Consider the following 13,233-nt stretch of genomic DNA (forward strand, 5'->3'; position numbering starts at 1 on the left):
ATGGTGCATCCGGGAGGATTCGAACCTCCGACCGCTCGGTTCGTAGCCGAGTACTCTATCCAGCTGAGCTACGGATGCAAAATGGCGGTGAGGCGGGGATTCGAACCCCGGATGCAGCTTTTGACCGCATACTCCCTTAGCAGGGGAGCGCCTTCAGCCTCTCGGCCACCTCACCACACAACGCCTCTTTCGAGTGCTTCGAGTAACTCGTTAAGAGCTTCTCGTCGCTGCGTGGCGCATATATTACTTTCTGGGACTTATAAGTCAAACAATTTTCCAAAAGCTTTTATCGTTTGCACAAATCACACGCAATTCGCATGCAAAAGCTGCAAAGAGGGTGTTTTATAAGCGGATTTTGCAGGCATCTTCTCAGAAAACTGATGACAGAATAGTGATGTTGAGGCGAGTTAAGGGTAAGAGAGTGGTTAAAAACAGAGCGATTGAAATTAAACGGTAACTTTAAGCAGGAAAAATGGCGGGAGAGGTTGCGTCTCGCCCGACAGCGAGACGCGACAATATCAGTAACTGGACTGCTGGGATTTTTCAGCCTGGATACGCTGGTAGATCTCTTCACGGTGGACAGATACTTCTTTAGGAGCGTTTACACCAATACGTACCTGGTTACCCTTTACCCCTAAAACTGTCACGGTGACCTCATCCCCAATCATGAGGGTCTCACCAACTCGACGAGTCAGAATCAGCATTCTTTGCTCCTTGAAAGATTAAAAGAGTCGGGTCTCTTGTATCCCGGCATTATCCATCATATAACGCCAAAAAGTAAGCGATGACAAACACGTAAAGTGTAAGCAGTCACGGCATCACATTCTGTTAAACGTAAGTTTAGCCGATATACACAAACTCAACCTGACTTTATCGTTATCGATAGCGCAGTGAACAAGACGCCATAACGTTACCGCTATGGCGTCTGCTTGTGCTTTGTAGTTATTACAGTTTCGCGCTCACCCAGCTTTCAACACTGGCCAATGCCGCAGGAAGTGCCGCCGCATCCGTACCACCGGCTTGCGCCATGTCCGGACGACCGCCACCCTTACCGCCCACCTGCTGGGCGACCATACCAATCAGTTCCCCTGCTTTTACGCGGTCGGTCACATCCTTAGAGACGCCCGCAATCAGAGAAACCTTACCTTCTGCCACTGTCGCCAGCACGATAACTGTGGAACCGAGCTGGTTCTTCAGATCGTCGACCATAGTACGCAGCATCTTAGGCTCAACGCCCGCCAGATCGCTGACCAGCAGTTTGACACCCTTAATGTCTACAGCTTTGCTGGAGAGGTTTGCACTCTCCTGCGCCGCAGCCTGCTCTTTCAGCTGCTGCAGCTCTTTTTCCAGCTGACGCGTACGATCCAGCGCAACGCGCACTTTCTCGCCCAGGTTCTGGCTATCACCTTTCAACAACTGCGCGATGTCGTGCAGCTGATCGCTCTGCGCATGCAGGCTGGCAATTGCGCCCTCACCGGTTACCGCTTCAATACGACGCACGCCCGCCGCCGTTCCTGATTCGGAAACAATGCGGAACAGACCAATGTCGCCGGTACGGGAGGCATGCGTCCCGCCGCAGAGTTCAGTCGAGAAGTCGCCCATGCTCAGCACGCGAACGCGGTCGTCGTATTTCTCGCCGAACAGTGCCATCGCGCCTTTCTTCTTCGCCGCCTCGAGATCCATGATATGGGTTTCGATTGGCAGGTTACGACGGATCTGCGCATTCACCAGATCTTCCACCGCGCGGATTTCTGACGGCTTCATCGCTTCAAAATGAGAGAAGTCGAAGCGCAGCACTTTATCGTTAACCAGAGAACCTTTCTGTGCAACGTGCGTACCCAGAACTTCACGCAGGGCAGCGTGCATCAGGTGCGTAGCTGAGTGGTTCAGACGAATGCGCGCACGACGAGCTTCATCAACGTTCGCCTGAACACCCTCGCCCACTTTCAGAGAACCGGCAGTCAGTTTGCCCTGATGGCCAATCGCCTGACCGTATTTCTGGGTGTCGCTTACGCTGAAGCTGAAACCGTTGCCTTTCAGTTCGCCTTTATCGCCAACCTGGCCGCCGGATTCTGCGTAGAACGGCGTTTTGTCCAGAATGACAACCGCATCCTGACCCGCGTTGATGCTGTCTACGGCTTTACCGTCAACAAACAGGGCGGTCACTTTGCCAGTCAGTTCCAGATTTTCGTAGCCTTTGAATTCTGATGCGCCATCAACGCGGATCATCGCGTTGTAGTCAGCACCAAAACCGCTGGACTCGCGCGCACGGCGGCGCTGCTCTTCCATTGCGGCTTCAAAGCCTGCTTCGTCCACTTTAATGTTGCGCTCACGGCAAACGTCCGCCGTCAGGTCAACCGGGAAACCGTAGGTGTCATACAGGCGGAAAGCGGTTTCGCCGTCCAGCGTATCGCCCTGAAGTTTCGCCAGCTCTTCATCCAGCAGCGCCAGTCCGCGCTCCAGAGTACGAGCAAACTGCTCTTCTTCCGTTTTCAGAACCTGCTCAACCTGCGCCTGCTGACGTTTCAGCTCATCACCGGCTGCGCCCATCACGCCAATCAGTGGCCCAACGAGTTTATAGAAGAAGGTGTCCTTCGCGCCCAGCATGTTGCCGTGACGGATAGCACGACGAATGATACGACGCAGCACATAGCCACGGTTTTCATTCGACGGGATCACGCCGTCGGCAATCAGGAACGCGCAGGAACGGATATGGTCTGCAATAACGCGCAGCGATTTGTTGTTCAGATCGGTTGCACCCGTCACTTGCGCAACGGCTTTAATCAGAGTGCTGAACAGGTCAATTTCGTAGTTGGAGTTAACGTGCTGCAGAACAGCCGCAATACGCTCCAGACCCATACCGGTATCAACGGACGGTTTCGGCAGCGGCTCCATCGTACCGTCAGCCTGACGGTTGAACTGCATGAAGACGATGTTCCAGATCTCAATGTAGCGATCGCCGTCTTCTTCCGGGCTGCCTGGAGGACCACCCCAGATATGGTCGCCGTGATCGTAGAAGATCTCGGTGCACGGACCGCAAGGACCGGTATCGCCCATCTGCCAGAAGTTGTCAGACGCATAAGGTGCGCCTTTGTTATCACCGATGCGAATAATACGCTCGCGCGGGATACCAACCTCTTTTTCCCAGATTTCGTAGGCTTCGTCATCGGTTTCATAGACGGTAACCCACAGACGATCTTTCGGCAGGTTGAACCAGTTTTCACCGGTCAGCAGTTCCCACGCATATTGAATGGCATCGTGTTTGAAATAGTCGCCGAAGCTGAAGTTACCCAGCATTTCGAAGAACGTGTGGTGACGCGCGGTGTAACCGACGTTTTCCAGGTCGTTGTGTTTACCGCCCGCACGCACGCAACGCTGTGAGGTTGTGGCGCGGGAATAATTACGTTTGTCGAGACCAAGGAACACATCCTTGAACTGGTTCATCCCGGCGTTGGTAAACAGCAGAGTCGGATCGTTGTTCGGTACCAGGGAGCTGCTGGCAACTACCTGATGTCCCTTACTATGGAAAAAATCGAGAAACGCCTGACGGATCTCAGCGGTGCTCTTGCTCATAATTATCCTGAAATCAAGCTAACGAAATGTCGTAGCAAGCCTGTATCGGTAAAACGTTGGACAGACCAGCTACTGGAAAAAGTGGGAATAAGATAAGTTTTCTTTAGTGGGAAGTAAAATCCCGCATGCGTTCAATCCGCAAAATTACGCCAGATATCCTGAATATCTTCCATCAGAAAGCCGCGGTAGAGCAAAAAGCGCTGGATTTTAACTTTTTCTGAAAATTCACGTGGCAAGGGTTCGCCGTACTTGCGAATGGCCTGTTCTTTTGCCAGCGCGCACCAGTCTGTGTCGCATTCTCGCATAGCCTTTTCAATGGTTTCACGGGCGACCCCTTTCTGGTTCAGCTCCTGGCGGATACGCGCGGGGCCATATCCTTTGCGGCCACGGCTGGCAAGAAACCGGGAAGCGAAACGCTCGTCATCCAGATAGCGGTGCTCATAGCACCAGGCAATGACGCGGTCGTAATCTTCCGCAGTCGCATCAATCTCTTCCGGCCCGTTTTTACTCATGACGGGGGCCGACAGTTTTCGCCGCAACTCCTGTTCGCTGTGGTCACGGACGGCAAGAATGCGCACCGCACGGTCCAGTAAGCGTGCATAGGCAGGGCGGCGTGAAGTCGATTCACTCATAAAAAACCTGCTGATTCAGAAATGCAAAAAGGGCCGCATTAGCAGCCCTTCATCTTTAAACGAGAGAATTAGAAATCTTCGTTGGTTTCTTCAGCACCCGCGTTATCCACCACGAAATCAGGCGTACCGTCCTGGTTGTTCAGCAGAAGCTCACGCACTTTCTTCTCAATTTCTTTCGCCGCAGCCGGGTTCTCTTTCAGCCAGGAGATTGCATTTGCTTTACCCTGACCAATCTTGTCGCCGTTGTAGCTGTACCATGCGCCCGCTTTTTCAATCAGCTTCTCTTTCACGCCGAGGTCAACCAGTTCGCCGTAGAAGTTGATACCTTCACCGTAGAGGATCTGGAATTCAGCCTGTTTGAACGGCGCTGCGATTTTGTTCTTCACAACCTTCACGCGGGTTTCGCTACCCACCACGTTTTCACCCTCTTTCACCGCGCCGATACGGCGGATATCCAGACGGACAGAAGCGTAGAATTTCAGCGCGTTACCACCGGTAGTGGTTTCCGGGTTACCGAACATCACACCAATTTTCATACGGATCTGGTTGATGAAGATCAGCAGCGTGTTGGACTGCTTCAGGTTACCGGCCAGCTTACGCATTGCCTGGCTCATCATACGTGCCGCGAGGCCCATGTGAGAGTCACCAATTTCGCCTTCGATTTCAGCTTTTGGCGTCAGAGCGGCAACGGAGTCGACCACGATAACGTCAACCGCACCGGAACGGGCCAGCGCGTCACAAATTTCCAGCGCCTGCTCACCGGTGTCTGGCTGAGAACACAGCAGGTTGTCAATATCAACGCCCAGCTTACGAGCATAAACAGGGTCCAGCGCGTGCTCGGCATCGATAAACGCACAGGTTTTACCTTCACGCTGTGCCGCAGCGATAACCTGCAGCGTCAGGGTTGTTTTACCTGAGGACTCGGGCCCGTAGATTTCTACGATACGGCCCATTGGCAGGCCGCCAGCGCCCAGCGCGATATCCAGAGAAAGCGAACCGGTGGAGATAGTTTCCACATCCATGGAACGGTCTTCACCCAGGCGCATGATGGAGCCTTTACCGAATTGCTTTTCGATCTGGCCCAGTGCTGCCGCCAACGCTTTCTGTTTGTTTTCGTCGATAGCCATTATTACTCCTGTCATGCCGGGAGAAGCGACTGTGCTTCACCGTGGATTTCTGTTCTGTTGGTGCAATTATACTGTATGGTCATACAGTATCAAGTATTTTGTAGAAATTGTTGCCAGAGCGTTTTTAACGCATAAACGGTTGCCTGACGACGCACGCTTTCGCGATCGCCGCTAAAGCACTCCCGGCGGGTGATCCCTTCTCCTCTGGCGGTAGCAAAACCAAACCAGACGGTGCCGACAGGCTTCACGTCACTGCCCCCGTCCGGGCCCGCGATGCCGCTAATCGATATTGCATAATCCGCGCGCGCCTCTTTGAGCGCACCAATAGCCATCTCAATCACCACCGGCTCGCTGACCGCGCCATGCTGTTCGAGCGTAGATTCCCGCACGCCGATCATTTGCGCTTTAGCTTCATTACTGTAGGTCACAAAACCACGTTCAAACCAGGCGGAACTGCCGGCAATATCGGTAATCGCTTTCGCCACCCAGCCGCCGGTGCAGGACTCCGCGGTGGTGAGGGTCGCCCCGCGTTGCTTAAGCGCCAGCCCTACCACTTCGCTAAGCTGCATCAATTCATGGTCAGTCATTCTCGCTCCAGGCCTTAGAAAAACATGCAGCACAAGATAGCACTTTCTCGTCAGATATGGGGATGCGCTGCAGGATTTACGAGGGGGATTCAGAAAAAAGCCGATGCGAGCGCACCGGCGGTGGAGAGGATTATTTCATGCTGTCAGCGAGGGTATCCACATTGTGGCGGAACGCCTTAACGTAGGTCTCTGCCACGCCTCCTTTTGCCGAGAGCGCTTCCGGGTAAAGCTCGCCTCCCGGCTGCGCGCCGGTGGCTGTAGCAATCTGTTTAACCAGCCGCGGATCGAGCTGGTTTTCCATAAACCAGGTTTTCACGCCGTCCGCTTTAATCTGATTAATGATCTCAGCGACCTGTGCCGCGCTGGCCTCGCTCTCTGACGACAACCCCTGGGGCGCCATAAACGTCACCCCGTAGGCGCGGCTGAAATAGCCGAACGCGTCATGGCTGGTCAACACTTTACGTTTCACCAGCGGGATCTGGCTAAAACGCGTTTTGGCCCAGCTATCCAGCTGCTTAAGCTGCGCGATGTACGGTTTTCCGGTCGCTTCCAGCGCGGTTTTATCTTCTGGGTCGGCTTTCACCAGCCCGTTGAGAATATTTTGCGCGTACAGCGCCCCGTTCGCCGCGCTGTTCCAGGCGTGCGGGTCAGTGACGGTTTTGCCCTCTTCTTCGAGGGTATGCGTCTGCACACCACGCGACGCCACCACCAGCTGGCCTTTGAACCCGGAGGCTTTCACCAGGCGATCCAGCCACCCTTCCAGTCCCAGACCATTGACCACCACAACATCTGCCTTGCTTAGCGCCGCGCTATCTTTTGGCGAGGGCTCGAAGGTATGCGGATCGCCGTCCGGACCCACCAGCGTCGTGACGTTCACATGGTCACCGCCCACCTCCCGGGTCATATCCCCCAGTATGGAAAAGCTGGTCACCACATTGAGCGTTTTCGCCATCACCGTTTGCGACATCATCCCCAGCGCGAGCGCTACTACTAATCCCGTACGTTTCATCGTTTCCCCTTCCGTTAAAAAAGCGCACGCAGGCTGCCAGCCAGCCTGCTGCGCGTGCCAAATAAAATGGAAATAAAGAACAGCGCGCTGGCGGTAAGCACGATGGACGGCCCAGCGGGCAGGCTGGCGGCCCAGGAGAGACTGAGTCCGAGCCACGCGCAGAAAATACCGCTGATACCCGCCATCAATAGCAGTCCGGGTAAGGTGCGTGCCCAGCAGCGTGCCGCTACCGCAGGGAGCATCATCAGCCCGACCGCCATCAACGTGCCAAGCACCTGAAAACCGGCAACGAGGTTAAGCACCAGCAGTGCCAGAAACAGGCCGTGTAATAAGCCGGGAACATGGCGGGCGTTTACCTGCAGCCAGGCGGTGTCAAAGGCCTCGATCACCAGCCCACGGTAGAAAATCGCCAGCGTGATAAGGGTGAACATGCAAACGCCTGCCACAAACAGCGCGGCATCGTTATCCACCGCCAGGATGGAGCCAAACAACAGGTGCAGAAGATCGACGTTCGAACCGCGCAGTGATACCAGCGTGACGCCCAGCGCCAGCGAGCCAAGATAGAACCCGGCAAAACTGGCGTCCTCTTTAAGCGGCGTTCGACGGCTGACCAGCCCGGCCACCAGCGCCACGGTAATACCGGCAATAAAGCCTCCCACGCTCATGGCCAGCAGCGACATACCGCTGAGCAAATACCCCACCGCGACACCGGGCAAAATGGCGTGAGAGAGGGCATCGCCCATCAGACTCATCCGGCGCAGCTGAAGGAAAACGCCCAGAGCAGTGGTACTGACGGACAACGCCAGGCAAACCACCAGCGCGCGGCGCATAAAGCCATACTCAATAAAAGGCTGAAAAAAGATATGCCAGATCATGCCACCCTCACCCGCTCGGTTTTCCACTGGGGAATGTCAGCGTCCAGCCGTAACGTCTGCGGGAAGTGGCGCGATACACGCTCGCTGTCGTGCAGCACCGCAAGCACCGTTTGCCCCTGCATATACATTTCCAGCATCAGGTCCATCAGCACATTACAGGTAGCTTCATCAACGCCGGTAAAGGGCTCATCGAGCATGACCAGCGGTGCCTGCTGCACTAATACCCGCGCGAACAGCATGCGCTGAAACTGACCGCCGGAGAGTTCATCAATGGTCGTTAGCGCCATCGTTCCAAGCCCCACCCGCTCAAGCGCACCGGCAATGCGCAGCCGCATTTCACGGCGAAGGCCAGAAAAAAGCGACGCTTCAGGCCAGCAGCCCATGTTGACCACATCCTGCACGGTTAGCGGAAATTGCGCCTCCAGGGCATGACGCTGTGCCAGCCAGCCCATTACCGGGCGTTTTTTCTGCCAGTGAAAACTGCCGCTTACCGGCGGGATAAACCCGGCGAGGGTTTTCAGAAGCGTTGATTTACCGCAGCCGTTGGCCCCGAGGATGGCGGTCATGCTCCCGCATTCAATCACCCCGGACAGAGGACGCGTGACCGGCTCGCGGTCGTAACCCGCCGTGAGTTGATTCATCACAATCATGGCAATGCCACCGCCCAGCACAGGGCCAGTCCGATAAAGACAATCAGCGCCAGCGCCATCAGAAGCCGGACCGGCGCAGACAGAGAAAAAAAGGAAGTAGACATCTCATCACCACATCTAATGTTATAACATAACAATAATGAAAGATAATGCGGATGTAAATGAGCGAAGATTAACGGGAGTGTGGCGAAATGTTTCTGGATATCAGCCCAACCCTCTCCCGGCGGAAGAGGGTTGAACATCAAGCGTTACTGACTGAACGGCGACGCGGCAGGCACGCGCGCCTGTGACACCGCCAGCCCCAGCTGCCATACGGCCATCGCATAGTGAGTGCTGTGATTATAGCGGGTGATGGTGTAGAAGTTAGGCAGCCCGTACCAGTACTGATAACCCGTACCGACATCCAGACGCAGCAGGCTCGCCTGTTGCGTATTTCCCAGCGGCTGCGTTGGCGTTAAGCCTGCAGCGGCCAGCTGCGAAACGCTGTAGTTGGTTTTAAAGCCGTTCTCAAGCCCTGGTGCCTGGCCGTTAGCCTGCACCGCCACCTGACCGCCCGGCACCCAGCCGTGCGCTTTAAAGTAGTTTGCCACGCTGCCGATGGCATCCACCGGATCCCACAGGTTGATATGACCATCTCCGTTAAAGTCGACGGCATATTGCTTATAAGAGGACGGCATAAACTGGCCGTAGCCCATCGCACCGGCAAACGAGCCTTTGAGATCTAACGGGTCATCTTGTTCATTGCGCGCCATCAGCAGGAAGGTTTCCAGTTCAGACGAGAAATATTCAGCGCGACGCGGGTAGTTAAAGGAGAGCGTCGCCAGCGCATCGAGGATACGGGTTTTGCCCATCACGCGGCCCCAGCGGGTTTCCACGCCGATAATCCCGACGATGATTTCAGGCGGTACGCCATACACCTGCCACGCACGGTTCAGCGCATCTTCATATTGGTTCCAGAAGACCACGCCATTTTGCACGTTATCCGGCGTAATAAACTGTTTGCGATAACGCAGCCATGCGCCATTTGGCCCGGTCGGTACCTGAGCCGTCGGTGCCTGGCGATCCATCAAACGCAGAACATAATCCAGTCGCTTCGCCTGCGACAGAATTTCATGCAGTTGCTGGCGGTCAAAACCGTGTTTGCTCACCATTTTATCGATGAACTGCTCGGCCGCCGGGTTATTCGCAAAGTCGCCGCCCATCTGCATCATATTATGCTGCGGCTCCAGCAGGAATCCTCCGGAAGGCGCGCCAGCCGTTTGCTGCACGGCTTCGGTCTTGGGTTTGCTACTACAGGCAGACAGCAGAATAAGCGCAGGTAACAACGCTGCATAACGACGCTTGAACATGTGACATCCATTTAACGGGTTCGATAAGAACCCAGTATGGTAAAGCATCCGCAACACCTCAAGGAAGTGGTACGCACCTCCCCCACCAAATCTTTACGCTCCCCATCGCAAATCTGTGCAATTTTCGTCCACCCAAGACTTCCGTCGGCAATTAACTTTCAAAATAATCCATTTTTCTTTCATTGTGAGATCTAATTAACACTTTAAAACCTTTCAAAGTGATTATTATTAGCCTCAGTTATACAAAAACAAAAAAGCCCCACAGGAGAGAAGAATGATAGAAACCATCACCCACGGCGCCGAGTGGTTCATCGGGCTGTTTCAGAAAGGCGGAGAAGTGTTCACCGGCATGGTGACCGGGATCCTGCCCCTGCTGATTAGCCTGCTGGTCATCATGAACGCGCTGATTAACTTTATCGGCCAGCAACGCATTGAACGCTTTGCCCAGCGCTGCGCCGGCAATCCGCTGTCCCGTTACCTGGTTCTGCCCTTCATCGGTACGTTTGTTTTTTGCAACCCGATGACGCTGAGCCTCGGCCGCTTTATGCCTGAAAAGTACAAACCAAGCTATTACGCCGCAGCCTCCTACAGCTGCCACTCCATGAATGGCCTGTTCCCGCATATCAACCCCGGCGAGCTGTTTGTCTATCTGGGCATTGCCAGCGGCCTGACCACGCTTGGCCTGCCGCTCGGTCCGCTGGCGGTGAGTTATCTGCTGGTCGGTCTGGTCACCAACTTTTTCCGCGGCTGGGTCACGGACCTCACCACCGCCATTTTCGAGAAGAAAATGGGTATCCAGCTTGAACAGAAAGTCCATCTTTCAGGAGCCGCAGCATGAGCCGTATTCGCATTGAAAAAGGAACGGGTGGCTGGGGCGGCCCGCTGGAATTCGACGCCACTGAAGGCAAAAAAATCGTCTATATCACCGCAGGCACACGTCCGGCCATTGTCGACAAACTGCGTGAGCTGACCGGCTGGGAAGCGGTCGACGGCTTCAAAGAGGGCGAACCGCCTGAAGCGGAAATTGGCGTGGCGGTGATCGACTGCGGCGGCACGCTGCGCTGCGGCATCTACCCCAAGCGGCGTATTCCTACCGTGAATATCCATTCCACCGGTAAATCAGGTCCGCTGGCGCAGTACATCCTGGAGGACATTTATGTCTCCGGCGTGAAGGAGGAAAACATTCACCTGGCACAAGGGTCTGCTGCTCCTCAGAAAGCGGCCCCGCGTGATTACGACACGAGTAAAAAAATCACCGAACAGAGTGACGGCCTGCTGGCAAAAGTCGGAATGGGGATGGGCTCTGCCGTGGCCGTGCTGTTCCAGTCCGGGCGCGACACCATCGACACGGTGCTGAAAACCATTCTGCCGTTTATGGCATTCGTTTCGGCGCTGATCGGCATCATCATGGCCTCGGGTCTGGGCGACTGGATTGCCCACGGCCTCGCCCCGCTGGCGAGCCACCCGCTCGGGTTGGTGACGCTGGCGCTGATCTGCTCCTTCCCGCTGCTGTCGCCGTTTCTCGGCCCAGGCGCGGTCATTGCGCAGGTTATCGGCGTGCTGATTGGCGTGCAGATTGGCCTTGGCAACATTCCCCCGCATCTGGCTCTGCCCGCCCTGTTTGCCATTAACGCCCAGGCGGCGTGTGATTTCATTCCTGTCGGGCTGTCGCTGGCAGAAGCGCGCCAGGACACCGTGCGCGTTGGCGTGCCGTCTGTACTGGTCAGCCGTTTCCTGACCGGCGCACCGACGGTGCTGATTGCCTGGTTTGTCTCCGGCTTTATTTACCAATAAGAGGTTCCTGTGATGACCGTAATTTACCAGACCACCATCACCCGCATTGGCCAGAGCGCGGCCGATGCGCTCAGCGACAAGATGCTGATTACCTTCCGCGAAGGTGCGCCCGCGGATATCGAAGAGTTTTGCTTTATCCACTGTCACGGCGAGATGAACGGTGAGCTGAAGGCCGGGAGCCAGCTCGAGTTGGGCGACGCGCGCTACGCCGTGACCGCCGTCGGCGACGTGGCCGGACAAAACCTGCGGGAGCTCGGCCATATCACCCTGCGTTTTGATGGCCAGCCGCAGGCGGAATATCCCGGCACGGTTCATGTGGATGGCCCGGTTCCGCAGGCTGTCACCCCAGGCTGCACGTTGAAGTTTGTTGCGTAATTTAAGGAGAAAGATATGAGTCAGGTTGCCGTTGTCATTGGTGGGGGACAAACCTTAGGCGAGTTCCTCTGCCGTGGGCTTGCTGCAGAGGGTTACCGCGTGGCGGTAGTGGATATTCAGAGTGAAAAAGCCGCACGCGTGGCGGACACCATCAACACCGAATTGGGTGAAGGGATGGCCTACGGATTTGGTGCTGATGCCACCAGCGAGCAGAGCGTGATGGCGCTGGCCCGCGGCGTGGACGAGATTTTTGGCCGTACCGACCTGCTGGTATACAGCGCAGGGATAGCCAAAGCGGCCTTTATCAGCGATTTCGAACTGGGGGACTTCGACCGCTCCCTGCAGGTTAACCTGGTGGGCTATTTCCTCTGCGCACGCGAGTTTTCCCGTCTGATGATCCGCGATGGCATTCAGGGGCGCATCATCCAGATCAACTCGAAATCGGGCAAAGTGGGCAGCAAACACAACTCCGGTTACAGCGCGGCGAAATTTGGCGGCGTAGGGCTGACGCAATCTCTGGCCCTCGATCTGGCCGAATATGGCATTACCGTTCACTCGCTGATGCTGGGCAACCTGCTGAAATCGCCGATGTTCCAGTCCCTGCTGCCGCAATATGCCACCAAGCTCGGGCTGAAAGAGGAGGAAGTGGAGCAGTATTACATCGACAAAGTGCCGCTGAAGCGCGGCTGCGATTATCAGGACGTGCTGAACATGCTGCTGTTTTATGCCAGCCCCAAAGCCTCTTACTGCACCGGGCAGTCCATTAATGTCACCGGCGGGCAGGTGATGTTCTGATCGAACACGCTGATGCCCGTATCCCCCTCTCCTTCGGGAGAGGGAACAACTAGGAGCTCGTATGGTTACCGCACTCATTACCGTTGCCGCCATCGCCTGGATGTGCCAGCTGATCTTTGGCGGCTGGCAAATCCGCCAGTTTAACCGCGCGTTTGATGCCCTGTGTCAGAAAGGGCGCGTGGGCGTCGGGCGTTCCGGCGGGCGTTTCAAACCGCGCGTGGTGGTTGCCATTGCGCTGGACGAACACAATAGGGTCTGCGATTCCCTCATCATGCGCGGGATGACCGTTTTTGCCCGCCCGGCGAAAATCCAGGCGATTAACGGGATATCGCTGCAGGAATTACAACCCGATGTGATCTTTCCCCATGATTCGCTCTGTCAGAATGCTCTATCATTAGCGCTTAATCTGAAACATGGATAATTTCGTTGTGAACGCGATAAGCTTGCGAAATTATCATTTCGCAACC

General features: G+C 55.5%; 14 protein-coding genes and 2 tRNA genes. 5 read left to right on the plus strand and 11 right to left on the minus strand.

Features of this window, described 5'->3' with window-relative positions:
• Nucleotide 1: 1 nt before the first annotated feature.
• From AB6731_RS19605 to mltB, 11 genes are all read right to left on the minus strand, one after another.
• Nucleotides 2–78 (minus strand) — tRNA-Arg (locus AB6731_RS19605).
• Nucleotides 79–82: 4 nt separating this feature from the next.
• A tRNA-Ser gene (locus tag AB6731_RS19610) sits at nucleotides 83–175 on the minus strand.
• A gap of 343 nt (nucleotides 176–518) precedes the next feature.
• A complete protein-coding gene (gene csrA, locus AB6731_RS19615; RefSeq protein WP_000906486.1) occupies nucleotides 519–704 on the minus strand; it encodes a carbon storage regulator CsrA in 186 nt (61 codons plus the stop codon).
• 241 nt (nucleotides 705–945) lie between these two features.
• Complete coding sequence (alaS, locus tag AB6731_RS19620) at nucleotides 946–3,573, minus strand: alanine--tRNA ligase (protein WP_025203392.1); 2,628 nt, start codon at nucleotides 3,571–3,573, stop codon at nucleotides 946–948.
• Between the two features lie 131 nt (nucleotides 3,574–3,704).
• Nucleotides 3,705–4,205 carry a recombination regulator RecX gene (recX, locus tag AB6731_RS19625; RefSeq protein WP_014171334.1) on the minus strand — a complete coding sequence of 167 codons (501 nt, stop codon included), beginning with the start codon at nucleotides 4,203–4,205 and terminating at the stop codon, nucleotides 3,705–3,707.
• A gap of 68 nt (nucleotides 4,206–4,273) precedes the next feature.
• The gene (recA, locus tag AB6731_RS19630) at nucleotides 4,274–5,332 is read right to left on the minus strand and encodes a recombinase RecA (protein ID WP_020883855.1); all 1,059 of its coding nucleotides are present in this window, start codon (nucleotides 5,330–5,332) and stop codon (nucleotides 4,274–4,276) included.
• 89 nt (nucleotides 5,333–5,421) lie between these two features.
• Complete coding sequence (gene pncC / locus AB6731_RS19635; RefSeq protein ID WP_020883854.1) at nucleotides 5,422–5,919, minus strand: nicotinamide-nucleotide amidase; 498 nt, start codon at nucleotides 5,917–5,919, stop codon at nucleotides 5,422–5,424.
• A gap of 130 nt (nucleotides 5,920–6,049) precedes the next feature.
• Nucleotides 6,050–6,928 (minus strand): metal ABC transporter substrate-binding protein, encoded by an 879-nt coding sequence (locus tag AB6731_RS19640; RefSeq protein ID WP_040018929.1) that lies wholly within the window; start codon nucleotides 6,926–6,928, stop codon nucleotides 6,050–6,052.
• 14 nt (nucleotides 6,929–6,942) lie between these two features.
• Nucleotides 6,943–7,803 carry a metal ABC transporter permease gene (locus AB6731_RS19645; protein WP_371006689.1) on the minus strand — a complete coding sequence of 287 codons (861 nt, stop codon included), beginning with the start codon at nucleotides 7,801–7,803 and terminating at the stop codon, nucleotides 6,943–6,945.
• The gene (locus AB6731_RS19650) at nucleotides 7,800–8,453 is read right to left on the minus strand and encodes a metal ABC transporter ATP-binding protein (protein ID WP_371006690.1); all 654 of its coding nucleotides are present in this window, start codon (nucleotides 8,451–8,453) and stop codon (nucleotides 7,800–7,802) included. Before AB6731_RS19650 ends, AB6731_RS19645 begins: the two co-directional genes overlap by 4 nt.
• Before the next feature lie 248 nt (nucleotides 8,454–8,701).
• A complete protein-coding gene (gene mltB, locus AB6731_RS19655; protein WP_025203388.1) occupies nucleotides 8,702–9,802 on the minus strand; it encodes a lytic murein transglycosylase B in 1,101 nt (366 codons plus the stop codon).
• A gap of 274 nt (nucleotides 9,803–10,076) precedes the next feature.
• Here mltB and srlA point away from each other — a divergent pair, with 274 nt between their 5' ends.
• The 5 genes from srlA to gutM all read left to right on the plus strand — a co-directional run bounded on the left by srlA (nucleotide 10,077) and on the right by gutM (nucleotide 13,187).
• Nucleotides 10,077–10,640, plus strand: a complete 564-nt coding sequence (gene srlA / locus AB6731_RS19660) for a PTS glucitol/sorbitol transporter subunit IIC (protein ID WP_014171343.1) — start codon at nucleotides 10,077–10,079, stop codon at nucleotides 10,638–10,640.
• Complete coding sequence (locus AB6731_RS19665) at nucleotides 10,637–11,596, plus strand: PTS glucitol/sorbitol transporter subunit IIB (RefSeq protein ID WP_014171344.1); 960 nt, start codon at nucleotides 10,637–10,639, stop codon at nucleotides 11,594–11,596. Before srlA ends, AB6731_RS19665 begins: the two co-directional genes overlap by 4 nt.
• Nucleotides 11,597–11,608: 12 nt before the next feature.
• Nucleotides 11,609–11,971 carry a PTS glucitol/sorbitol transporter subunit IIA gene (gene srlB / locus AB6731_RS19670; RefSeq protein ID WP_020883848.1) on the plus strand — a complete coding sequence of 121 codons (363 nt, stop codon included), beginning with the start codon at nucleotides 11,609–11,611 and terminating at the stop codon, nucleotides 11,969–11,971.
• 15 nt (nucleotides 11,972–11,986) lie between these two features.
• Nucleotides 11,987–12,766: a sorbitol-6-phosphate dehydrogenase gene (gene srlD / locus AB6731_RS19675; RefSeq protein WP_014171346.1), complete on the plus strand. Its 780-nt coding sequence runs from the start codon at nucleotides 11,987–11,989 to the stop codon at nucleotides 12,764–12,766.
• A 61-nt stretch (nucleotides 12,767–12,827) separates the two neighbouring features.
• Nucleotides 12,828–13,187, plus strand: coding sequence for a transcriptional regulator GutM (gene gutM, locus AB6731_RS19680; RefSeq protein WP_020883847.1), 360 nt, complete (start codon nucleotides 12,828–12,830; stop codon nucleotides 13,185–13,187).
• The last annotated feature ends 46 nt before the right edge of the window (nucleotides 13,188–13,233 follow it).

The sequence above is a fragment of the Enterobacter sp. RCC_40 genome (assembly GCF_041360735.1).
GTDB classification, from domain to species: Bacteria; Pseudomonadota; Gammaproteobacteria; order Enterobacterales; family Enterobacteriaceae; genus Enterobacter; species Enterobacter ludwigii.

Bases quoted from the DNA above. Each gene is read 5' to 3' on its own strand.
- csrA (WP_000906486.1), bottom strand. From the start codon at position 704: ATGCTGATTCTGACTCGTCGAGTTGGTGAGACCCTCATGATTGGGGAT.
- alaS (WP_025203392.1), bottom strand. From the start codon at position 3,573: ATGAGCAAGAGCACCGCTGAGATCCGTCAGGCGTTTCTCGATTTTTTC.
- recX (WP_014171334.1), bottom strand. From the start codon at position 4,205: ATGAGTGAATCGACTTCACGCCGCCCTGCCTATGCACGCTTACTGGAC.
- recA (WP_020883855.1), bottom strand. From the start codon at position 5,332: ATGGCTATCGACGAAAACAAACAGAAAGCGTTGGCGGCAGCACTGGGC.
- pncC (WP_020883854.1), bottom strand. From the start codon at position 5,919: ATGACTGACCATGAATTGATGCAGCTTAGCGAAGTGGTAGGGCTGGCG.
- AB6731_RS19640 (WP_040018929.1), bottom strand. From the start codon at position 6,928: ATGAAACGTACGGGATTAGTAGTAGCGCTCGCGCTGGGGATGATGTCG.
- AB6731_RS19645 (WP_371006689.1), bottom strand. From the start codon at position 7,803: ATGATCTGGCATATCTTTTTTCAGCCTTTTATTGAGTATGGCTTTATG.
- AB6731_RS19650 (WP_371006690.1), bottom strand. From the start codon at position 8,453: ATGATTGTGATGAATCAACTCACGGCGGGTTACGACCGCGAGCCGGTC.
- mltB (WP_025203388.1), bottom strand. From the start codon at position 9,802: ATGTTCAAGCGTCGTTATGCAGCGTTGTTACCTGCGCTTATTCTGCTG.
- srlA (WP_014171343.1), top strand. From the start codon at position 10,077: ATGATAGAAACCATCACCCACGGCGCCGAGTGGTTCATCGGGCTGTTT.
- AB6731_RS19665 (WP_014171344.1), top strand. From the start codon at position 10,637: ATGAGCCGTATTCGCATTGAAAAAGGAACGGGTGGCTGGGGCGGCCCG.
- srlB (WP_020883848.1), top strand. From the start codon at position 11,609: ATGACCGTAATTTACCAGACCACCATCACCCGCATTGGCCAGAGCGCG.
- srlD (WP_014171346.1), top strand. From the start codon at position 11,987: ATGAGTCAGGTTGCCGTTGTCATTGGTGGGGGACAAACCTTAGGCGAG.
- gutM (WP_020883847.1), top strand. From the start codon at position 12,828: ATGGTTACCGCACTCATTACCGTTGCCGCCATCGCCTGGATGTGCCAG.